Origin of the sequence: Streptomyces sp. NBC_01446 (assembly GCF_026340095.1) — a bacterium.
Classification (GTDB): Bacteria; Actinomycetota; Actinomycetes; order Streptomycetales; family Streptomycetaceae; genus Streptomyces; species Streptomyces aureus.
Map to the genome: position 1 here is coordinate 5,899,524 of NZ_JAPEPO010000001.1, position 21,866 is coordinate 5,921,389.

Consider the following 21,866-nt stretch of genomic DNA (forward strand, 5'->3'; position numbering starts at 1 on the left):
CGAACGGCCAGGGTTCATACCGTGTTGGTCATGAACCACTCACCGAGAATTCGCACGGTAATGGGCTGCACTCTGCTGGTGACCGCACTCGGTGCGAGCGTCACGGCCTGCGGCAGCTCCAGTCACCCGCTCTCCGCCAAGCCGTACGACGCGGCGAGCGAGATCAGCTTCGCCGGGGAGTCCGGGAACAAGAAGGCCGACCCGAACAAGCCCATAGAGATCACCTCGGAGGGCGACGAAGCACGCATCACCGATGTCACTGCCACCGATTCCATAGGCCGCTATGTCGCGGGCGAACTGTCCGCCGACGGCAGCAGGTGGCACAGCACCGCCCCGCTGGCCGCCGACGCCCACTACACGGTGAACGTGAGCACCGAGGACGAAGACGGGGCGCCGGGCCGCAAGGTCCTCACCTTCGACACGGGCCACCCGGGCAAGAACAAGTCCCTGAAGGTCACCTTCGGCCCCGAGGCCGGAAAGTACGGCGTCGGACAGCCCGTCACCGCCGTACTCAGCGCCGCCGTCAAGGACAAGGCCGCACGGGCCGTCGTTGAGAGGGCCCTGAAGGTCGACTCGGAGCCCGCCGTGGCGGGCTCCTGGACCTGGGTGGACGACAAGACGCTGCACTACCGCCCCGAGGAGTACTGGCCCGCAGGCGCCACCGTGGAGGCGCACAGCACCCTCAATGGCATAAAGGTCGGCGACGGCCTCTGGGGCGGCGCCTCCAAGCCCCTTCGCCTCACCATCGGCGACCGAATAGAGGCCGTGACCGACGCCGGCTCCCACTCGATGACCGTCTACCGCAACGGCCGAGTGATCAACACCATCCCCGTCACCACCGGCAAGCCCGGCTTCGAGACCCGCAACGGGGTCAAGGTGGTGCTCGGCAAGGAACGCTTCGTACAGATGCGCAGCACCAGCATCGGCATCGCCGAGGGCTCGTCGGACTCGTACGACATGCCCGTGTACTTCGCGACCCGGGTGACCTGGAGCGGCGAATACGTGCACGCCGCGCCCTGGTCCGCGGGCTCGCAGGGGTACGCCAACGTCAGCCACGGCTGCACCGGCATGAGCACCAGCAACGCCGAGTGGTTCTTCAACACCGTCCGCATCGGCGACATCGTGAAGGTCATCAACAGCAACGGCGCCCAGATGGACCCGTTCGGCAACGGCTTCGGCGACTGGAACCTCAGCTGGAAGAACTGGGAGAAGGGCAGCGCCATACAGGCGGTCGCGACCGACAGCGGCCAGAGCGGCGTCCAGACTGCCCGGCTGAGCCCCGAGGTGTGAGACTTCTGACTCCGGACCACACACGCAAGGGGCGACCCGCGGCAGCGCTGCGGGTCGCCTCGTCGGCGTGCCGGAGCGCCCTACGCCTCCACGGCGCTCCGCGAGCGCAGCAGAGCGGCCAGTGCGCCCGCGAACTCCACCGGGTCGACCGGCAGCGTCACAGCGGCCTCGGCGCGGCTCCAGGTGGCCAGCCAGGCATCCTGCGGGCGGCCCATCAGGAGCAGCACCGGCGGGCAGTGGAAGATCTCGTCCTTGATCTGCCGGCAGACGCCCATGCCGCCCGCGGGAACGGCCTCGCCGTCCAGGACGCAGACGTCGATGCCGCCGCGGTCCAGTTCCTTGAGGACCGCCGGGAGCGTGGCGCACTCGACGAACTCGATCTCGGGGGCGTCGGCGGCGGGCCTGCGCCCGGTCGCGAGGCGGACCTGTTCGCGGGTGCTTGCGTTGTCGCTGTAGACCAGGACCGTCGCGGTCGACTGCATCGTTCCTCCGAGACTTCGGCGTCTTTGACTCATCAAGGTGGGGAAGCGTTGCGCGGAGCCTACTCCTCCCGACACCCCGTCAACACCGGTTCGGACACCGCCCTGATGGGCCATACGGGCTGGACACACCCCACAGACACTCCGAACGGCACCCCCCGGAGTGAGCGCGAGATAAGCGACCGACATAATGTCGGTCGTGGCGACAGCAACGACAGTAGAAACCGGGCACGCGCACCCGTCGGTCAATCGGCCGAACCTCACCAGCGTCGGAACCATCATCTGGCTGAGTTCCGAGCTGATGTTCTTCGCGGCCCTCTTCGCGATGTACTTCACCCTGCGATCGGTGACCGGACCAGATCACTGGAAGGAAATGGCCGAGTCGCTGAACGTTCCGTTCTCAGCGACGAACACCACGATCCTGGTGCTCTCCTCACTGACCTGTCAGCTCGGCGTGTTCGCCGCCGAGCGCGGGGATGTGAAGAAGCTCAGGGCATGGTTCATCGTCACCTTCATCATGGGTGCGATCTTCATCGGCGGTCAGATCTTCGAGTACACCGAGCTGGTCAAGAAGGACGGTCTCTCGCTGTCCTCCGACCCGTACGGCTCGGTGTTCTACCTGACGACTGGCTTCCATGGACTGCACGTGACAGGCGGCCTCATCGCCTTCCTGTTCGTCCTGGGCCGTACATACGCGGCCAGGAAGTTCACCCATGAGCAGGCGACCGCAGCCATCGTCGTGTCCTATTACTGGCACTTCGTCGATGTCGTCTGGATCGGCCTTTTCGCCACGATCTACTTGATCAAGTAGTTGGTACGTCGTTCACGACGTACCGACTCGTCCAGCAAGCACCGACGCAGAAGATCCTGACACCGGGGTAATCCGTGAAAAAGCTCTCCGCACGACGACGCCATCCGCTGGCGGCGGTCGTCGTCCTACTCCTCGCGCTGGCGGCCACCGGGGGGCTGTACGCCGCGTTCGCACCCGCGAGCAAGGCGCAGGCCGACGAAACCGCCCAGTCCCTCGCCATCGACGAGGGCAAGAAGCTCTACGCCGTCGGCTGCGCCAGCTGCCACGGCACCGGCGGTCAGGGCAGCTCTGACGGTCCGCCGCTGACGGGCGTGGGCGCCGCGGCCGTCGACTTCCAGGTCGGCACCGGGCGCATGCCTGCGCAGCAGCCCGGCGCGCAGATCCCGAAGAAGAAGGTCATCTACTCGCAGGCCGAGATCGACCAGCTCGCGGCGTACGTCGCGTCGCTCGGTGCCGGTCCGACCGTCCCGACGAAGAACCAGGTCAGCCCGGAGGGTGCGGACATCGCCAACGGTGGCGAGCTGTTCCGTACCAACTGCGCGCAGTGCCACAACTTCACCGGTGAGGGCGGCGCGCTGACACACGGCAAGTTCGCGCCGAGCCTGGAGGGCGTGAGCCCGAAGCACATCTACGAGGCCATGCAGACGGGCCCGCAGAACATGCCGTCCTTCCCCGACACCACGATGCCGGGGAAGAACAAGAGGGACATCATCGCGTACATCAACGCGGTCAACGGCGACGAGACCGAGAGCCCCGGTGGTCTGAGCCTGGGCGGGCTCGGCCCCGTCAGTGAAGGCCTGTTCGCCTGGATCTTCGGTCTCGGCGCGCTGATCGCCGTCGCCGTCTGGGTCGCCGCTCGGACCGCAAAGGCCAAGAAGTCATGAGTAGCCAAGAGATTCCAGAAGAGAACCTGCCCAGCGCGCAGGACGCCGACCAGCCGCACGGCTCGGTCGCGGTGAAGGACGACCCCTTCGCCGATCCGGGGCTGCCGCCCCACGAGCACCGGGTCCAGGACATCGACGAGCGGGCCGCCAAGCGCTCCGAGCGTGTGATCGCCTTCCTGTTCACGCTCTCGATGCTCGCCACGGTCGCCTTCATCGCCTCGTTCGTGACGATCAAGGCCGACCAGAGCGTCTACATCTGGCCGATCGGGCACATCAGCGCGCTGAACTTCGCGCTCGGTATGACGCTCGGCGTGGCCCTGTTCTGCATCGGCGCGGGCGCGGTCCACTGGGCCCGCACCCTGATGTCCGACGTGGAGGTCGCCGACGACCGTCACGCGATCTCGGCCGAGCCCGAGGTCAAGGCGAAGGTCCTGGCGGACTTCAAGCAGGGCGCCAAGGAGTCGCAGTTCGGCCGGCGCAAGCTGATCCGCAACACGCTCTTCGGCGCGGTCGCGATGGTCCCGCTCTCCGGCATCGTCCTTCTCCGTGACCTCGGTCCGCTGCCGGAGGACAAGCTCCGGCACACCGCGTGGAAGAAGGGCAAGCTCCTCGTCAACATGAACACGAACGAGCCGCTGCGTCCTTCGGACATCGTGGTCGGCTCGCTCACCTTCGCCAAGCCCGAGGGCGTGGAGGAGACGGACGAGGACTTCCAGCAGGTCATGGGCAAGGCCGCCCTGATGCTGGTCCGGATCCAGCCGGAGAACATCAAGGACAAGCAAGAGCTCGAGTGGGCTCACGAGGGCGTCGTCGCGTACTCGAAGGTCTGCACCCACGTGGGTTGCCCGATCTCCCTGTACGAGCAGCAGACGCACCACGTGCTCTGCCCCTGTCACCAGTCCACCTTCGACCTCTCCGACGGCGCCCGCGTCATCTTCGGTCCCGCCGGCCACGCGCTCCCGCAGCTGCGTATCGGCGTGAACGGCGAGGGTTACCTGCAGGCGCTCGGCGACTTCGCAGAGCCCGTCGGTCCTGCTTTCTGGGAGCGCGGATGAGCACTACGACGACCAACGACGCGTCCTCGCGCGAGAAGGCGCCCGCCGGTGAGCGGGTGGCCGACTGGGCGGACGGCCGGCTCGGGATCTACTCCCTGGCCAAGGCCAACATGCGCAAGATCTTCCCGGACCACTGGTCCTTCATGCTCGGTGAGATCTGCCTCTACAGCTTCATCATCATCATCCTCACGGGTGTGTACCTGACGCTGTTCTTCCACCCGTCGATGAACGAGGTGGAGTACCACGGCAGCTACGTCCCGCTGCAGGGACAGCTGATGTCCGAGGCGTTCAACTCGACCATGCACATCTCCTTCGATGTGCGCGGTGGTCTGCTGATCCGGCAGATCCACCACTGGGCGGCGCTGATCTTCCTCGCCGGCATGTTCGTGCACATGATGCGCGTGTTCTTCACGGGTGCGTTCCGCAAGCCCCGTGAGGTCAACTGGCTGTTCGGCTTCCTGCTGTTCGTCCTCGGCATGTTCACCGGTTTCACCGGTTACTCGCTCCCGGACGACCTGCTCTCCGGCACCGGTGTCCGCTTCATGGAGGGCGCGGTCCTGTCCGTGCCGATCGTCGGCACGTACCTGTCGTTCTTCCTCTTCGGCGGCGAGTTCCCGGGCGGCGACTTCGTCGCGCGGTTCTACTCGGTCCACATCCTGCTGCTGCCGGGCATCATGCTCGGCCTGGTGGTCGGCCACCTGATCTTGGTCTTCTACCACAAGCACACGCAGTTCGCGGGCCCCGGAAAGACGAACAACAACGTCGTCGGCATGCCGCTGCTGCCGGTCTACATGGCCAAGGCGGGTGGCTTCTTCTTCCTGGTCTTCGGTGTCATCGCGGCCGTCGCCGCGATCGCGTCGATCAACCCGATCTGGGCCATCGGCCCGTACCGGATCGACCAGGTCTCCACCGGCGCCCAGCCCGACTGGTACATGGGCTTCTCCGAAGGCCTGATCCGCTTCATGCCGGGCTGGGAGATCAACCTCTGGGGTCACACGCTCGTCCTGGGTGTGTTCATCCCGCTGATCATCTTCCCGCTGGTCCTGGTGGCCATCGCGGTCTACCCGTTCATCGAGTCCTGGGTCACCGGCGACAAGCGCGAGCACCACATCCTGGACCGCCCGCGCAACGTCCCGACCCGGACCGCGTTCGGTGCCGCCTGGATCAGCTGGTACTTCGTCCTGCTCGTCGGTGGCGGTAACGACCTCTGGGCCACGCACTTCCACCTGTCGATCAACGCGATCACCTGGTTCGTGCGCATCGGGTTCTTCATCGTGCCCGTGCTGGTCTTCGTCGCCACCAAGCGGATCTGCCTCGGCCTCCAGCGCCGCGACAAGGACAAGGTGCTGCACGGACGCGAGTCCGGTCTCATCAAGCGCCTGCCGCACGGTGAGTTCATCGAGGTCCACGAGCCGCTCGGGTCCGACGCCCTGCACACCCTCACTGCGCACGAGCAGTACGCGCCGCTCGAGATCGGCCCGACGGTCGACGAGAACGGTGTGGAGCGCAAGGTGTCCGGTACGGAGAAGCTGCGGGCCAAGCTCTCCGAGGGGATGTACGGCGAGGAGAGCCAGATCCCCAAGCCGACTGTCGAGGAGTACAAGGAGATCACCAGCGGCCACGGCCACCACTGATCACCTGAACTGACCGCACGGTCGCCACGGTGAGAGCCCCGTCCAGGCACTGGACGGGGCTCTTTGCCGCTCTCCGGGCTGGATAGGGTGGCCTTGTTCCCATACACACGAAAAACCAGGAGCGGCAGATGAATGCTGTGACCCCCGCAGGAGGCAATACCGCGGCGGGCCGTTCCTGGCCCCAGATCCTGAACGGCCTCCTCGAAGGGCGCGACCAGAGCGCCGACGACACCGCCTGGGCCATGGACCGCATCATGCGGGGCGAGGCCACGGACGCGCAGATCGCGGGCTTCGCGGTGGCCATGCGCGCCAAGGGTGAGACCGTCGAGGAGATCTCCGGCCTCGTACGGGCCATGTACGAGCACGCGAATGTGATCGAGGTCCCGGGCGACACGGTCGACATCGTCGGCACGGGCGGCGACGGCGCCAAGACGGTCAACATCTCCACGATGTCGGCCGTCGTCATCGCGGGCACGGGCGCCAAGGTCGTCAAGCACGGCAACCGCGCCGCCTCGTCGGCGTCCGGCGCCTCGGACGTCCTGGAGAAGCTCGGCGTGAACCTGGAGCTGACCCCGAAGCGGGTGGTCGAGGTCGCGGAGGAGGCGGGGATCACGTTCTGCTTCGCCGTGAAGTTCCACCCGGCACTGCGGCACGTGGCGGCGGCGCGCGGCCAGCTGGGCATCCGCACGACGTTCAACTTCCTCGGTCCGCTGACCAACCCGGCCAAGGTGCGGGCGCAGGCCGTCGGGGTCGCCGACGCGCGGATGGCGCCCATCGTGGCCGGTGTCTTCGCCGAGCGCGGTCACTCGTCGCTCGTGTTCCGCGGCGACGACGGTCTGGACGAGCTGACGACGACGGCGACCTCGCGGATCTGGGTGGTCCGGGACGGCGCCGTGCGAGAGGAGGCCTTCGACCCGCGGGACGTCGGCCTCGAGCTGGTGCCGGTGTCCGCGCTGCGGGGCGCCGACGCGTCGTACAACGCGGAGGTCGCCCGCCGCCTCCTGGACGGCGAGAGGGGCCCGGTACGGGACGCGGTCCTCCTCAACTCGGCGGCGGCGCTCGTCGCTCTCACACCCGGCGACGGCCCCCTGACCGACCAGATCCGGGCCGGCATGGCCCGCGCCGCCGAGTCGATCGACTCGGGCTCGGCGAAGCGGACGCTGGAGCGCTGGGTGGCGGCCAGCAACGCGTGAGCGCGTAGGGCATGGATGGTGGGGAGGCGCCGGCCGGTGCCTCCCCACCACGCTCCGTCCGGGATGCGGACACGCTGTTGCGATGAAGCGATCAGCTGGCATACTTCTCGGCAGGTCATGAGTGACAGCGATTAGGCCCCGGCTCGCTGTCCGGCAACCCTCCGTCCGTGGCGGGGTGCCCCGGGTGAAGACCAGGCAGTGCACAGCAAGGTGCTCTGCAAGCGCGGACCCCTGCACACCCTGGGGTCCTGGTCCTCAAGGGAGCAGTCTCGTGAGCAAGCGAATGCGATAGGGCATCTCCGCCCCACCTCCGCACACCCCTTTTCCTTTTCGGCTGCGCCGTCGAGCCATCGGCTCCGGCGTGGTCAATTCGCTTGTCTCTCACGGGAGTTCGCCATGTCTGTCTCCACTGCTGCCGCCGACCAGTCGCTTTGTACCCCTCTGCCGGTTCTCGGACGGGATGTCACCGTTCCGCTCGTCACCGGGGGCGAGGTCACCTACGCGGCCCTCGACTACGCGGCGAGCGCCCCGGCGCTCCAGCGGGTCTGGGACGACGTGGCGGCCTACGCGCCGTACTACGGCAGCGTCCACCGCGGCGCCGGGTACCTGTCGCAGCTGTCGACCGACCTCTTCGAGAACTCCCGCGTGACCGTCGCCGAGTTCCTCGGCTGCCGCGCGGACGACCAGGTGATCTTCACCCGCTCGACCACCGACTCGCTCAACCTGCTCGCCGCCGTGCTCCCCGCCGACTGCGAGGTCTTCGTCTTCGAGACCGAGCATCACGCCTCGCTCCTGCCGTGGCGCGACGCCCGCGTGACCTACCTGAACGCGCCGCGCACGCCCGGCGAGGCCGTCCAGACCCTGGAGAGCGCCCTCGCCGACCGCGACCCGTACGGGCCCGCCCTGGTGTGCGTCACGGGTGCCTCGAACGTCACCGGCGAGCTGTGGCCCGTCCGTGAGCTCGCCGCCGCGGCCCACGCCCATGGCGCCCGTATCGTCCTCGACGCCGCGCAGCTCGCCCCGCACCACCCCGTCGACATCCAGGACCTCGACGTCGACTGGGTCGCCTTCTCCGGGCACAAGCTGTACGCGCCCTTCGGCTCCGGCGTCCTCGCCGGCCGCGCCGACTGGCTCCAGGCCTCCGAGCCGTACCTCGCAGGCGGCGGTGCCTCCCGCAAGGTCGCGCGTCGCGCCGACGGCGGTGTGGACGTCGAGTGGCACGACAGCGCGGCCCGCCACGAGGCCGGTTCGCCGAACGTCATCGGCGTCTACTCCATCGCCTCCGCCTGCAAGGCCCTCACCGAGGCGGGCTTCGACTCGCTCGTCGCCCGTGAGCAGCACCTGATCGGCAAGGTCCGTGACGGGCTCGCCGCCGTGCCCGAGGTGAAGGTGCTCTCGCTGTTCGGCGACGACGCCCCGCGCGTCGGCGTCATCTCCTTCGTCGTCGACGGCTGGAACAGCTCGCACTTCGCGGCCGCGCTCTCCGCCGAGTACGGCATCGGGGTGCGCGACGGCCTCTTCTGCGCCCACCCGCTCGTGCGCACCCTGCTGGGCAGCGACCCGCAGTCGCAGGGGGAGTGCGGGGCGCCCGAGGCCGCGCCCGGCGAGAAGTCCCTCAACGCGATCCGTGTCAGCTTCGGCGCCGGCACCCCGGACGAGCACGTCGAGCGCTTCGTCCGCGCCGTCACCGAGCTGGTCCGCGACGGCGCGCGCTGGAACTACCGCACGGAGGACGGGCGTTGCGTCCCCGCGGTGTGATCCGCGTACCGCGCCGGACATGACGAAGGCCGCCCCTCGGGGCGGCCTTCGGTCGTCAGGCGGACGGGATCAGGAGTCGAGCCCGATCGCGAACGCCGCCTCCAGGTCGTGCTGCGAGTACGTGCGGAACGCGACGTGCGTGTCCGTCGCCTCCACGCCCGGGATCTTGCTGATCTTGCCGGGGATGACGTCCGCCAGGTCGTCGTGGCGCGCGACGCGCACCATGGCGATCAGGTCGTACGTACCGGTCACGGAGAAGACCTCGCTGACGCTGTCGAGGGCGGCGATCGACTCGGCGATCTCGGGGATCCGGTCCACGCTGGTCTTGATGAGCACGATCGCGGTGATCACGGCTGGCTGTCTCCCTCGGTGGCCGTGGCTGGGGCTGCTTTCACTCTAGCCCTCCCGTCTCCCGCCCCCGCCCCTGCGCAGAAGCGCTTCACGCACCCTTCCTCTTCCTCTGTAGCGCACCCACGCGTAGAGGAATCCGACGGAGAACCCGACCAGGTGCGCCAGGTACGCCACCCCGGGCCCCTGATTGCTCTGCCCCGCCGCTGCCCATTGGAGCGCCACCCAGAACGGCAGCACCACCCACGCGGGAAACCGCAGCGGCAGGAAGAACAGGAACGGGAACAGGCTCGTCACGCGCGCCCGGGGGAAGAGATACAGGAACGCCCCGAGCACCGCGGAGATCGCCCCTGAGGCGCCCACCAGGGTCTGCTCGGACCCCGCGTGCGCGATCGCGTAGCCGAGCAGCGCCACGCAGCCGGAGAGCACGTAGAAGAGCGCGAACTGGAGGTGGCCCATACGTTCTTCGACCATCGCGCCGAAGACGTACAGGAAGAGCATGTTGCCGAGCAGGTGCAGCCAGCTGCCGTGGACGAAGAGGGCCGTGACGGTGGTGAGCGCGGCGCGTGGGGAGCCGGTGAGCAGCTGGGCGGGGATCACGCCCCAGCGGGCGAAGTAGTCGCTCTGCGCGGCGAGCAGCCGGTCGCCGGTGCCGTAGACGGGGTTGAACCCGGACGCCGGGGACAGCAGGAAGGCCACGCAGCACAGCACGATCAGCCCGTACGTCACGGGTGCCGGCTGGTTCCTGACAGTCGACCTGACCGTCCTGCCCGCCGCCGCACCCCAATTGTCGATCATGTGCCAGATCATGACGTAACGGTGCACACCTGCCCAGACGGCCTGCCGGGATTCCCCACTGTGGACGCCCGCGCGGGGGGTCCCCGTCAGGCCGTAGGGTTACGGACACCACGCACCACGGAAAACGTACGACCCCGAAAGAAGGCGACAGCCCCGATGACGGTTCCCCTGCCGACCGCCGAGACCCGTTGGCGCTGCACTCTCTGCGGCAACCTCACGCGTTTCGACGTGACCCGCTCGTCGAAGGTCGTCGAATACGTGCACCTCGACCTCGCCGGTGACCCGAAGGTCGAGGAGCGCGAGGTGGTCAGTGAGACCATCGAGTCGGTCCGCTGCCGCTGGTGCAACGCGGTGGATCAGGTCGAACTCGTGGACAGGCCGGGTGCCGGCTCCTGAGACGGAGCGGAACCCCCCAAAATTACGGACATTGGGGTGACGGATGGTGGAGAGCGAAGGCGGGGAGGCCGGGGACGGCACCGCTGAGGTGCTCGACCGGCCGTTGCCCGAGGGTGTGCGGCGCCGGGTCGTGCAGATCGTCTCGGACGGCTTCGGCGGGCTGACGGTCGCCGAACTGCCGCCCCAGTTGCGGCAGTATGCGCGCTTCACCCCGACCCGGCGCGCCAAGTTCGCCGGCAATGCGATGGCCGCCGCCGTGGAGAGTGACACGCTCTTCCGCCAGCGCATCGGCGAACGTCTCAGGGAGGCCCAGCCGGAGCTCGCCGGTGCCCTGGACTCCGGGGCGCCGCCGCCCGCCGCCGACCCCCTCGACGTGGCCGCCGCGGCCTATGTGCTGCGGCCCACGGGCTGGGTGAAGCTCGTCGCGGCCGCCGGGGAGGAGGCCGTGCGGGCCGACGCCGAGCGCGCCGACGAGGAGACGAAGGCCGAGCTGGAGCGGCTGCGCACGGAGGTCGCGGCCGCCCGTGAGCAGACCAGGTCCGAGACCGAACGACTGCGCACGGAGCTGGAGTCGGCGAAGAAGGAGGCCGAGTCCCTCCACCGCAAGCTGCGCAGCGCGCTCAGTGACGTCAAGCGCGGCGAGGCGGCCCTGCGCAAGGTCCACGGCGAGACCGATGCCGTACGGGCCGAGACGCACGCGCAGCTGTCCGCCGCCGACAGCGAGACGCGGCGCCTCAAGGCCCGGCTGGGTGAGACGGAGGCGGCGCTCGAGGCCTCCCGCAAGGCGGCGCGCGAGGGTCGCAGCGTCGAGGACATGCGCGTACGGCTGCTGCTCGACACCGTCCTGGAGTCCGCCCAGGGGCTGCGCCGTGAGCTGGCGCTGCCGCCCGTGTCCGTGCGCCCCGCCGAGACCGTGGACGCCGTCGAACCCGGGCGGATGTCGCCCAAGGACATCGCGGCCCGCGCCCTGTCCGAGCACGACCCCGCCATCCTGGACCAGCTGCTCGCCCTGCCGCAGGCCCATCTCGTGGTCGACGGCTACAACGTCACCAAGACCGGCTATCCGACGATGCCGCTGGAGAAGCAGCGGCTGAGGCTGCTCGGCTCGCTCTCCCAGCTCGCCGCGCAGACCGGCGCCGAGGTCACCTGTGTCTTCGACGGGGCCGAACTCGCCGCGCCCGTACTGCTCGCGCCGCCGCGCGGGGTGCGTGTGCTCTTCTCGAAGGCGGGTGTGACCGCCGACGAACTGATCCGTCAGCTGGTGCGCGCCGAACCCTCCGGGCGGCCCGTGGTGGTCGTCTCCACGGACCGCGAGGTGGCCGACGGGGTGGCCAAGTCGGGCGCCCGTCCCGTCGCCTCCGTGATGCTCCTGAAGCGTCTCTCGCGCGGCTGACCGACGGCCGCGCAGGTTCCGACCCTTCGCCGCATAGGCAACGTAGGTCTCATACGTAACCTATGGGCCTGATGCCCGAATTGGCGGATCGTTTACGCAACGTAGTGTCAAACGAGCATTACCGCACGTGAGTTGAGTGCAAAGAATGCGCTCGGTGACCACTTTTTTCCCGTCAGGATTTGAACTGATCACAGGAAGGTCACTAAGGTCTGGCCTCGAACCTCCGCTCGGGTGATCGCTCATCGGGAGTGACGGCAGAGGGTCACCGCCCACCGGCGTGTCGGTAGGCGGCTGGAGGAAGAAGGAGCTCGCCTTCGTGGCGTCCCACCGTCGACCCAAGCAGCCGAGCCGCACCCGTGTGACCGTGCTCACCGCAACCGCCGCCGCTGCCGTGGCCCTCACGTCGCAGGCGGCACAGGCCGCGCCGAAGCCGACCAAGAGCGAGGTCAAGGCCAAGGTCGACAAGCTCTACGAAGAGGCGGAGAAGGCCACCGACAAGTACAACGGGGCCAAGGAGAAGCAGAAGAAGCTCGAGAAGGAGATCGGCGACCTCCAGGACAAGGTCGCCCGCGGCCAGGAGGACCTCAACGAGCTCCGCTCCGGCCTCGGTTCGATGGCCAGCGCGCAGTACCGCTCCGGCGGCATCGACCCCTCCGTCCAGCTCTTCCTCTCCGCCGACCCGGACGACTTCCTGGACAAGGCCTCCACGCTCGACCAGCTCAGCGGTCAGCAGGTCGAGGGCCTGAAGAAGATCCAGGAGAAGCAGCGTTCGCTGGCGCAGGAGCGCCAGGAGGCCGCCGACAAGCTCAAGGACCTCGCCGACACCCGCACGGAACTCGGCAAGAAGAAGCAGCAGGTCCAGAGCAAGCTCAGCGCCGCGCAGAAGCTCCTCAACACCCTCACCGCCGCCGAGCGGCAGAAGATGGCCGCCGACGACGCCCGCGCGAGCCGCTCCGCCGGCGCCCGCGTCGACCTCGGCAACGAGGTCCCGGCCTCCAAGCGCGGCGCCGCCGCCCTGAGCGCCGCCACCACGCAGCTCGGCAAGCCGTACGTCTCCGGCGGCACCGGCCCCAACTCCTACGACTGCTCCGGGCTCACCCAGTGGTCCTACGCGCAGGCCGGGACGGGCATAACCCGGACCACGTACACGCAGCAGAACGACGGCCCGAAGATCGGCATGAGCCAGCTCAAGCCCGGCGACCTGGTCTTCTTCAACAACCTCGCGCACGTGGGCCTCTACGCCGGCAACGGCCAGGTGCTGCACGCCCCGCACCCCGGCGCCGTCGTCCGCTACGAGTCGATGAGCACCGTCGGTTCCTTCATGTTCGGCGTCCGTATCGGAGGCTGACAGCGGCGCCCGAAAACGCGCCCGTTCGGGCGAATTCCGGCATCACCCGCTTACTCCACGCCCCGCCCATGACCTGCGTCAGAGGCGGGGCGTCGCGTTTTCCGCCCACAGCGGTCGTTGGCCGCGCCCGCCCCTCGCGACTACTGTCGCCCCGCATTCCCCCGACCGGGTTCTCCGGCCGGGGGTCGTTCGTCAGCGGAAGGGGAGCGGCTACTCGTGGGGTCTCATCGCCGTCCCGCACAGTCCGGCCTCGACCGGAGCGCGCGCGGCTCCACTGTCGGCCTCCTGTCGGCCGTGTCCGCAGTGTCGGCCGTGGCGGCCACCGCCGCCGGGCTCACCGCCGCCCCCGCGGGCGCCGCGCCACAGGACCGCCCGTCCGGCACCCGGGCCGAGGTCGACCGCCTCTTCGAGCAGGCCGAGCAGGCCACCGAGGCGTTCAACAAGGCCGACGAGCGCGCCGACAAGCTCCGCGACGAACTGGCGGACCTTCAAGGCAGCGTCGCCCGCGGGCAGGAGCGCATCAACACCATGCGCGGCGCACTCGGTTCGCTCGCCGGCGCCCAGTACCGCTCGGGCGGCATCGACCCCGCTCTCACCCTGCTCCTGTCCTCGGACCCCGACGGCTATCTCGACAAGGCGTCGGTCCTCAACCGCATCACCGCCCGCCAGGCCGGCGAACTCACCGAACTGCAGCGGGCGCAGCGCGACCTGTCCCAGGAACGCGCCGAGGCCACCCTCAAACTCGTCGACCTGGAGCGCTCCCGCAAGGCCGTCGCCCGGCACAAGCGGACCGTCGAGGACAAGCTCGCCAAGGCCCGCCGTCTGCTCAACTCCCTGCCCGCCTCGCAGCGTGAGGCCTACGAGCGCGCCTCGCGCGGTGGCGTGCGCGACGGAGTCCCCGACCTGTCGGGCGCGGGCGTGCCGTCGTCCGGCCGGGCCGCCGCGGCGGTCTCCGCCGCCATGTCCGCGGTCGGCAAGCCGTACGTGTGGGGCGCCAACGGGCCCTCCGGATTCGACTGTTCGGGCCTCATGCAGTGGTCGTACGCGCAGGCGGGCGTGGGCCTGCCGCGCACCTCGCAGGCCCAGCGGTACGCGGGGCGACAGGTGCCGCTGTCCGAGGCGCGGCCCGGCGATCTCGTCGCCTACCGCTCGGACGCCAGCCACATCGGGATGTACGTGGGCAACGGCCAGGTCATCCACGCCCCCTACCCCGGCGCGCCCGTGCGCTACGACCCGGTGGGCATGATGCCCGTGTCGTCCGTGACACGGGTCTGAGCGGTCGAGGCAGGCGGGGCCCGGCGCGGCAGGCGCCGTACGATCGGGAGGATGGCTGGTCGTGGGCGTGGTGCGGGTGGAGCGGGGGCGTGCGTCGCCCTGCTGTCCGTGGCCGCCCTGCTCGCCGGGCTCGTCGGCTGCGGCGGGGGAGCGGCGCAGGACACCGCGCGGGGCGATGTGCAGCACACCCTCGACCGCAGGGCCGACGCCGTCCTCGCCCGGGATCCGGCCGCGTACCGGGCCACCGGCAGCGCGGACGCCGCGGTCCCGGCGAACCTCACCGACGTCCCGCTGACCTCCTGGACGTACCGGCTCACGCGCCTGGAGCGCTCCGGCAGCCATGCCACGGCCGGGGCGGAACTGCGCTACCGGATCAAGGGCTACGACAGCGCCCCCGTCGTCTCCGAGCGCTCCCTCGGGCTCGAACTGCGGGAGGGCCGCTGGTACGTGACCTCCGACCGGCCCTCCTCGAACGCCGGCGAGCAGCTCTGGGAACAGGGCAGGGTCGTCGTCGAGCGGGGCGCGCACAGTCTCGTTCTCGGTGTCGGCAGGTCCCACGGCGCGCTGAGCGACTACGCGGACCTCGCCGACGAGGCCGTGCCCGCCGTGAGCGACGCCTGGGGAACCGGCTGGGCCCAGCGGGTCGTGGTCCTCGTCCCGAAGTCCCTCGACGGCATGGGGGCGCTGCTCGGGGCCCCCGCCGCCGGGTACCGGGGGATCGCCGCCGTGACGACCGGCGAGGCGGGGGCGCCGGGGCGGACGCCGGCCGACCGGATCATCGTGAACCCGGACGCCTACGGCGTGCTCGGCTCCTTCGGCAAGCAGGTCGTCCTCACGCACGAGACCACCCACGTCGCCACCCGCGCGGCGACGTCGGGCGCGACTCCGCTGTGGCTGTCCGAGGGGTACGCGGACTGGGTCGGCTACCGCGGTACCGGCCGCTCCGCGGGGCAGGCCGCGCCGGAACTGCAGCGCGCGGTGCGGCTCGGCCGGCTGCCGGCCGCGCTCCCCACCGACCCGGACTTCGGGTTCTCCGGCGACGCAGGGCGGCTCGCGCAGGCGTATGAGGGCGGGTGGCTGGCCTGCCGGATGATCGCAGACCGCTGGGGCGAGGCGAAGCTGAACGACTTCTACCGCGCCGTGGGGAAGCACAAGCGGCGGGCAGGGGCGGTCGAGGAGGCGATGACGAGCGTGCTCGGGACGACGGAGGAGAAGTTCACGGCGGACTGGCGGGATTATCTGCGGGCCCGGCTCGGCTGACCGGCCGGCGGGGTCATGACGTGAGCAGGGTCTCGTCGCGGGCCGCCCGGGGAAGCGGCGCCTGTGCGCGCGTCCGCGGCTCCGTGACCGTCTGCCGCCACAGGCGCCGGGCGGCGGTGAGGGAGGCGGCGACCAGCAGACCGTTGCGTACGAGGATCAGGGCGAGGCCGAGTCCGTCGCCGTACACGACGTGTCCAAAGCCGAGGGGGAACTCCAGGAACGTCACGAGGGACGCCGCCACGACCAGGCAGGCCGGCGGTGTCATCCGGCTCGCGGAGAACACGGTCGACACCGCGGCCAGACCGGTCAGCCACAGCATGTACTGGGGGCTGATCACCCGGCTCGTCGTCGTGAACAGCAGCACCGCGACGAACGCCGCGTCCGCGAGCGTCCCCGGCGCCCAGGCCCGCGCCCTCAGCCGCCACATCAGGAGCCAGGCGAACGCGAGCATCGTCAGCACCTGCGCGACCACGCTCACGACGTTCACGTAGGGGCCGAGGAACTCCATCGAGCCGTAGTTCAGCCCGACGGAGCCCGGCCAGCCGAACTGCCGCGCCACGTGGAACACCAGCGCGCCGAGCGACTCGACCTCCGTGCCGCGGTCGCGCTGGGAGGTGAGGAAGCCGAGCGCGCCCGGCATCGCCGCCGCGAAGGCGACGACCAGGGCGCCGGCCGTGAGGGCCGCGCTGCCCCAGGAGACCCGCGTGACGCGGCCGCGGCGGGTCCCGAGCAGCAGGAGCAGGGGCCACACCTTCAGCAGCGCGCCGAGCCCCGTGAGCACCCCCATGACGCGCGGATGCCGGGCCCCGGCCAGCAGCGCGGCCACCGCGACCGCCGTGACCATGACGTCGTAACGGGCGTACGCGGTCGGACCGAGCAGCGGCACGCCCGCGACCCACACCCACGCCCCGCGCCACGACCTGCCGGGCCGCCCGCCCGCGTACACGAGGAGCCCGAAGGTGAGCGCGTCGGCGAGGAGAGCGAGCAGGAAGAACGCGGTGGCGTAGGACAGGAACGGCAGGAGGGCGGGGGAGAGGATCGCGCCCGCGGCGGCCGGCGGGTACTGCCAGGTGACGTCGTCCAGCGGGAACGTGCCCGTGCGCAGGATCCCGTACCAGTTGCGGTAGATGACGGAGACGTCGCTCGTCACGTCGGGACCCGGGACCGTGATCACCTTCATGACGCACAGGAGGAGCAGCGCCCTGGTCGCGGCCCACACCAGCACCGCGGGGACCGGGATTCTCGGCATCATTCGGGCCATGATGCCGGGCAGAGCTGTGCAGGGGCCATGAAGCACGGCCCACCGGTGCGTTAGGTACTGTCGGCGGCGATGCACAAGACCCTGATCGTGACCAACGACTTCCCGCCCAGGCCCGGTGGCATCCAGGCGTTCCTGCACAACATGGCGCTCCGCCTGGACCCCGAGCAGCTCGTCGTCTACGCCTCCACCTGGAAGCGCACCCGGGAGGGCGTCGAGGCGACCGCCGCCTTCGACGCCGAACAGCCCTTCACCGTCGTGCGCGACCGTACGACGATGCTGCTGCCGACGCCCCGCGTCACCCGGCGCGCGGTGGGCCTGCTCAAGGAGCACGGCTGCACGTCGGTGTGGTTCGGCGCGGCCGCCCCGCTCGGCCTGATGGCTCCGGCGCTGCGCAAGGCCGGCGCCCGGCGCCTGGTGGCCACCACGCACGGGCACGAGGCCGGCTGGGCGCAACTGCCCGCGTCGCGCCAACTGCTGCGCCGCATCGGCGAGTCGACGGACACGATCACGTATCTCGGCGAGTACACGCGGTCGCGGATCGCCGCCGCGCTGACGCCCGCCGCGGCGGGCCGGATGGTGCAGCTGCCGCCGGGGGTGGACGAGAAGACGTTCCACCCCGGCTCCGGCGGCGACCTGGTGCGCGAGCGGCTCGGACTGACCGACCGGCCCGTCGTCGTGTGCGTCTCGCGGCTTGTGCCGCGCAAGGGGCAGGACACCCTGATCCTCGCGATGCCGCGGATCCTGGCGGCCGTCCCGGACGCGGTGCTGCTCGTCGTGGGCGGCGGCCCGTACGAGAAGGAGCTGCGGCGGCTCGCCGCGGAGACGGGCGTCACCGACTCGGTGCGCTTCACGGGGGCCGTGCCGTGGTCGGAGCTGCCCGCGCACTACGGGGCGGGCGACGTGTTCGCCATGCCGTGCCGGACCCGGCGCGGGGGCCTCGACGTCGAGGGTCTCGGCATCGTCTACCTGGAGGCGTCGGCGACGGGCCTGCCGGTCGTCGCGGGCGACTCCGGCGGCGCGCCGGACGCGGTGCTCGACGGGGAGACGGGCTGGGTCGTGAGGGGCGGCGACGCGGAGGACTCCGCGGACCGGATCATCACGCTCCTCGGCGACGGGGAGTTGCGGCGTCGCATGGGGGAGCGGGGGCGCGAGTGGGTCGAGGAGCGCTGGCGGTGGGATCTGCTGGCTGAGCGCCTGCGCGGGCTGTTGTGACGCCGAACGCCGGACGGGCTGGATGATCCATCCAGCCCGTCCGGCGTTCGAGGACAAGGGACGCGGGGGCGGAGCCCCCGCAGGGCTCAGCCCCGGTAGATCGCTTCGATCTCGTCGGCGTAGTCCTTCGCCACCACGTTCCGCTTCAGCTTCAGGGACGGCGTCAGGTGGCCCGACTCCTCCGTGAACTGGGTCGGCAGGATACGGAACTTGCGCACCGACTCCGCCTTGGAGACCGCCGCGTTGCCGTCGTCCACGGCCGTCTGGATCGCCGCGAGGAGGTCCGCGTCGTCCCGGAGGGACACCGCGGTCGAGTCGGCCGGCTTGCCGTGTTCGGCGGCCCAGCGACCGAGGAACTCGTCGTCGACCGTGACGAGTGCGCCGACGAAGGGGCGCCCGTCGCCGACGACCATGCACTCGGCGACCAGGGCGTGCGCACGGATGCGGTCCTCGATGACGGCCGGGGCGACGTTCTTGCCGCCCGCCGTCACGATGATCTCCTTCTTGCGGCCGGTGATCCGGAGGTAGCCGTCCTCGTCGAGCGTGCCGATGTCGCCCGTGTGGAACCAGCCGTCGGCCAGCGCCTCCTCGGTCGCGGCCTCGTTGTTCCAGTAGCCCGAGAACAGGTGCTCGCCGTGCAGCAGCACCTCGCCGTCGTCGGCGATCCGGACCACGGAACCCGGCAGCGGCTGGCCGACCGTGCCGATCTTCTGCCGGTCCCACGGGTTGAAGGCGGTGGCGGCGCAGGACTCGGTCAGGCCGTAGCCCTCGAGGACCGTGAAGCCGATGCCGCGGAAGAAGTGGCCGAGGCGCTCGCCGAGCGGGGCGCCGCCTGAGATCGCGTACTCGCCGCGGCCGCCGAGGACGGCGCGCAGCTTGGAGTAGACGAGCTTGTCGAACGTCTTGTACTTCAGCTTCAGACCGATGGACGGGCCCTTGGGGGTGTCCAGGGCGCGGCTGTACTCGATGGCCGTGTCGGCCGCCTTGTCGAAGATCTTGCCCTTGCCGTCGGCCTGCGCCTTGGCGCGTGCCGAGTTGTAGACCTTCTCGAAGACGCGCGGCACACCCAGGATCAACGTCGGCCGGAACGCGGCCAGTTCATCGGTGAGGTGCTTGATGTCGGGGGCGTGGCCCAGCTTGATCGGGGCCATCAGCGAGGCGACCTCGACCAGGCGGCCGAAGACGTGCGCGACGGGCAGGAAGAGCAGCACCGAGCACTCGCCCGTACGGAAGAGGGGCTTGAGGCGCTCGACCACGTTCCCGCACTCGGCGAAGAAGCTGCGGTGCGTGAGGACACAGCCCTTGGGGCGGCCCGTGGTGCCCGAGGTGTAGACGATCGTCGCCGGGTCGTCGGCCTTCGCGACCGCGCTGCGCTCGTCGACGGTCACGTCGGAGACATCGGCGCCCGCACGGTCCAGCTCCTGGACACCGCCGGCGTCGATCTGCCAGATGTGGGTGAGCCCGGGGAGCCCGTCGCGCACGGACTCGACGGTGGCCTCGTGCGCGGCGCTCTCGACCACGCAGGCCACGGCGCCGGAGTCGCCGAGAATCCACTGGATCTGCTCGGCGGAGCTGGTCTCGTACACCGGGACGGTGATCGCGCCGGCGCTCCAGATCGCGAAGTCGAGGAGCGTCCACTCGTAACGGGTACGGGACATCAGGCCGACCCGGTCGCCCGGCTGCACGCCGGAGGCGATCAGGCCCTTGGCGGCGGACCGCACCTCCGCGAGGAAGGTGGTGGCAGTGACGTCCTGCCAGCTGCCGTTCACCTTGCGGGCGATGACGGCGACGTCGGGGTGCTGCGCGGCGTTTCTGCGGACGATGTCGGTCAGATTGCCGTCCGCAGGGACCTCGTACAGGGCCGGAAGGCTGAACTCGCGCAAGACTGCTGCTCCTCATAGGGCACCGGCGCCACGGCATTGTGTGAGTCGACGATGCGGTCCAAGATCGGGCAGGTGCTCAGCTGCTGAAGCAGTGGTAGCCCCAGTGGTTGAAATGCTGAGCACTACTGGACTGCCCGGACGTTACCCACCGGTACTGCTTTTCCGGTAGGGGGTCCAGGCCAGATGTTCGCTGCGTCACACGCCGTGTAACTGCTCCGCCGACCCTAGTCCACCGAATCGGCGAATAGGAAGTAACCGCAGGTCCGGCCCCCTCTACCCACGATTCCCACACAGTTCTAGGGTGATCGCATGCGCGTACATGTGGTCAGCGATGTGCACGGAAACTCCACAGACCTCGCCCGGGCGGGAGACGGGGCGGACGCCCTCGTCTGCCTCGGTGACCTGGTGCTCTTCCTCGACTACGCAGATCATTCGCGTGGCATCTTCCCGGACCTGTTCGGTGTGGAGAACGCGCACCGCATCGTCGAGCTGCGCACCGCCCGCCGCTTCGAGGAGGCACGTACGTTCGGCGCCGGGCTGTGGGCCGGGATCGATCGCGGGACCGCCATCGAGACGGCGGTGCGCAAGCAGTACGCCGAGCTCTTCGCGGCGTTCCCCACGCCGACGTACGCCACCTACGGCAACGTCGACATCCCGCACCTGTGGTCCGAGTACGCCGGACCCGGCACCACCGTCCTCGACGGCGAGCGCGTCGAGATCGGCGGCCTCGTCTTCGGCTTCGTCGGCGGCGGACTGCGCAGCGCCATGCGCACCCCGTACGAGATCAGCGACGAGGAGTACGCCGCCAAGATCGAGGCCGTCGGGGAGGTCGACGTGCTGTGCACCCACATCCCGCCGGACGTCCCCGAACTCGTCTACGACACCGTCGCGCGCCGCTTCGAGCGCGGCAGCCGCGCCCTCCTGGAGGCGATCCGGCGCACCCGCCCCCGGTACTCCCTGTTCGGCCACGTCCACCAGCCGCTCACCCGGCGCATGCGGATCGGGGCGACGGAGTGCGTCAATGTCGGCCACTTCGCGGGTTCGGGCAGGCCCTGGGCCCTGGAGTGGTGACAGCGCCGCCGCCGGTGCGCGGTAGCCTTCACGCGATACACACCACCCCTCAGCGGACCGCATCTGGAGGAGCCACCGCGATGGCGGAACACACCAGCTCGAGCATCACGATCGAGGCGGCACCGGCCGATGTCATGGGGGTGATCGCCGACTTCGCCCGCTACCCCGACTGGACGGGAGAGGTGAAGGAGGCCGAGGTCCTCGCCACGGACGGCGCGGGCCGCGCCGAGCAGGTGCGACTCGTCATGGACGCCGGAGCGATCAAGGACGACCAGACCCTGGCCTACACCTGGACCGGGGACAACGAGGTCTCCTGGACCCTGGTCAAGTCCCAGATGCTGCGCTCCCTCGACGGCACGTACCTCCTCAAGTCGTCCGGCACGGGCACCGAGGTCACCTACCGCCTCACGGTCGACGTCAAGATCCCCATGCTCGGCATGATCAAGCGCAAGGCCGAGAAGGTCATCATCGACCGCGCCCTCGCCGGCCTGAAGAAGCGCGTGGAGACGAAGTAGCT

20 protein-coding genes and 1 riboswitch are annotated in these 21,866 nt (G+C 69.9%); of the genes, 15 read left to right on the top strand and 5 right to left on the bottom strand.

Features of this window, described 5'->3' with window-relative positions; genetic code table 11:
- The first annotated feature begins 30 nt into the window (after window positions 1-30).
- Window positions 31-1,290: an Ig-like domain-containing protein gene (locus OG456_RS26395; protein ID WP_266565101.1), complete on the top strand. Its 1,260-nt coding sequence runs from the start codon at window positions 31-33 to the stop codon at window positions 1,288-1,290.
- 80 nt (window positions 1,291-1,370) lie between these two features.
- On the opposite strand, the gene OG456_RS26400 is transcribed toward OG456_RS26395, so the two are convergent.
- Entirely contained in the window at window positions 1,371-1,772 is a 402-nt protein-coding gene (locus OG456_RS26400; protein WP_266565108.1) for a hypothetical protein, read from the bottom strand.
- Between the two features lie 187 nt (window positions 1,773-1,959).
- Here OG456_RS26400 and OG456_RS26405 point away from each other — a divergent pair, with 187 nt between their 5' ends.
- The 6 genes from OG456_RS26405 (at window position 1,960) to OG456_RS26430 (ending at window position 9,104) form a co-directional block, all read left to right on the top strand.
- Complete coding sequence (locus OG456_RS26405) at window positions 1,960-2,580, top strand: heme-copper oxidase subunit III (protein ID WP_266565110.1); 621 nt, start codon at window positions 1,960-1,962, stop codon at window positions 2,578-2,580.
- Between the two features lie 74 nt (window positions 2,581-2,654).
- Window positions 2,655-3,464, top strand: coding sequence for a c-type cytochrome (locus tag OG456_RS26410; protein WP_266565112.1), 810 nt, complete (start codon window positions 2,655-2,657; stop codon window positions 3,462-3,464).
- Complete coding sequence (locus OG456_RS26415; RefSeq protein ID WP_266565114.1) at window positions 3,461-4,519, top strand: Rieske 2Fe-2S domain-containing protein; 1,059 nt, start codon at window positions 3,461-3,463, stop codon at window positions 4,517-4,519. The genes OG456_RS26410 and OG456_RS26415 overlap by 4 nt, the downstream gene beginning before the upstream one ends.
- Complete coding sequence (locus tag OG456_RS26420) at window positions 4,516-6,153, top strand: cytochrome bc complex cytochrome b subunit (protein WP_266565116.1); 1,638 nt, start codon at window positions 4,516-4,518, stop codon at window positions 6,151-6,153. The genes OG456_RS26415 and OG456_RS26420 overlap by 4 nt, the downstream gene beginning before the upstream one ends.
- 128 nt (window positions 6,154-6,281) lie before the next feature.
- The gene (trpD, locus tag OG456_RS26425) at window positions 6,282-7,346 is read left to right on the top strand and encodes an anthranilate phosphoribosyltransferase (protein ID WP_266565118.1); all 1,065 of its coding nucleotides are present in this window, start codon (window positions 6,282-6,284) and stop codon (window positions 7,344-7,346) included.
- Between the two features lie 113 nt (window positions 7,347-7,459).
- A riboswitch (SAM riboswitch) is annotated at window positions 7,460-7,576 on the top strand.
- A 166-nt stretch (window positions 7,577-7,742) separates the two neighbouring features.
- Window positions 7,743-9,104 (top strand): aminotransferase class V-fold PLP-dependent enzyme, encoded by a 1,362-nt coding sequence (locus tag OG456_RS26430; RefSeq protein ID WP_266565120.1) that lies wholly within the window; start codon window positions 7,743-7,745, stop codon window positions 9,102-9,104.
- Between the two features lie 69 nt (window positions 9,105-9,173).
- On the opposite strand, the gene OG456_RS26435 is transcribed toward OG456_RS26430, so the two are convergent.
- Both OG456_RS26435 and OG456_RS26440 read right to left on the bottom strand, forming a co-directional pair.
- On the bottom strand, window positions 9,174-9,455 hold the full coding sequence (locus tag OG456_RS26435) for an Lrp/AsnC family transcriptional regulator (protein ID WP_100592167.1): 282 nt from the start codon (window positions 9,453-9,455) through the stop codon (window positions 9,174-9,176).
- A 45-nt stretch (window positions 9,456-9,500) separates the two neighbouring features.
- Window positions 9,501-10,262, bottom strand: a complete 762-nt coding sequence (locus tag OG456_RS26440; protein WP_266565122.1) for a rhomboid family intramembrane serine protease — start codon at window positions 10,260-10,262, stop codon at window positions 9,501-9,503.
- A 144-nt stretch (window positions 10,263-10,406) separates the two neighbouring features.
- Between OG456_RS26440 and OG456_RS26445 the strand changes: the two genes are divergently transcribed.
- The 5 genes from OG456_RS26445 to OG456_RS26465 all read left to right on the top strand — a co-directional run bounded on the left by OG456_RS26445 (window position 10,407) and on the right by OG456_RS26465 (window position 15,922).
- Entirely contained in the window at window positions 10,407-10,646 is a 240-nt protein-coding gene (locus tag OG456_RS26445) for a hypothetical protein (protein ID WP_100592168.1), read from the top strand.
- A gap of 43 nt (window positions 10,647-10,689) precedes the next feature.
- Complete coding sequence (locus OG456_RS26450; protein WP_266565125.1) at window positions 10,690-12,039, top strand: NYN domain-containing protein; 1,350 nt, start codon at window positions 10,690-10,692, stop codon at window positions 12,037-12,039.
- 316 nt (window positions 12,040-12,355) lie between these two features.
- Window positions 12,356-13,387 (top strand): C40 family peptidase, encoded by a 1,032-nt coding sequence (locus OG456_RS26455; RefSeq protein ID WP_266565127.1) that lies wholly within the window; start codon window positions 12,356-12,358, stop codon window positions 13,385-13,387.
- 216 nt (window positions 13,388-13,603) lie between these two features.
- Window positions 13,604-14,662 carry an NlpC/P60 family protein gene (locus OG456_RS26460; RefSeq protein WP_266565129.1) on the top strand — a complete coding sequence of 353 codons (1,059 nt, stop codon included), beginning with the start codon at window positions 13,604-13,606 and terminating at the stop codon, window positions 14,660-14,662.
- Window positions 14,663-14,713: 51 nt separating this feature from the next.
- The gene (locus OG456_RS26465; RefSeq protein ID WP_266565131.1) at window positions 14,714-15,922 is read left to right on the top strand and encodes a hypothetical protein; all 1,209 of its coding nucleotides are present in this window, start codon (window positions 14,714-14,716) and stop codon (window positions 15,920-15,922) included.
- A 13-nt stretch (window positions 15,923-15,935) separates the two neighbouring features.
- Here the strand turns inward: OG456_RS26465 and OG456_RS26470 are convergent, their stop codons facing one another.
- Complete coding sequence (locus tag OG456_RS26470; protein WP_266565133.1) at window positions 15,936-17,174, bottom strand: glycosyltransferase 87 family protein; 1,239 nt, start codon at window positions 17,172-17,174, stop codon at window positions 15,936-15,938.
- A gap of 78 nt (window positions 17,175-17,252) precedes the next feature.
- Between OG456_RS26470 and OG456_RS26475 the strand changes: the two genes are divergently transcribed.
- Window positions 17,253-18,395 carry a glycosyltransferase family 4 protein gene (locus tag OG456_RS26475; RefSeq protein ID WP_266565135.1) on the top strand — a complete coding sequence of 381 codons (1,143 nt, stop codon included), beginning with the start codon at window positions 17,253-17,255 and terminating at the stop codon, window positions 18,393-18,395.
- Window positions 18,396-18,481: 86 nt separating this feature from the next.
- On the opposite strand, the gene OG456_RS26480 is transcribed toward OG456_RS26475, so the two are convergent.
- Window positions 18,482-20,278, bottom strand: a complete 1,797-nt coding sequence (locus OG456_RS26480; protein WP_266565137.1) for a long-chain fatty acid--CoA ligase — start codon at window positions 20,276-20,278, stop codon at window positions 18,482-18,484.
- Window positions 20,279-20,587: 309 nt separating this feature from the next.
- Between OG456_RS26480 and OG456_RS26485 the strand changes: the two genes are divergently transcribed.
- Both OG456_RS26485 and OG456_RS26490 read left to right on the top strand, forming a co-directional pair.
- Window positions 20,588-21,349: a metallophosphoesterase gene (locus OG456_RS26485; protein WP_266565139.1), complete on the top strand. Its 762-nt coding sequence runs from the start codon at window positions 20,588-20,590 to the stop codon at window positions 21,347-21,349.
- Window positions 21,350-21,429: 80 nt separating this feature from the next.
- Window positions 21,430-21,864, top strand: a complete 435-nt coding sequence (locus tag OG456_RS26490; protein ID WP_266565140.1) for an SRPBCC family protein — start codon at window positions 21,430-21,432, stop codon at window positions 21,862-21,864.
- The last annotated feature ends 2 nt before the right edge of the window (window positions 21,865-21,866 follow it).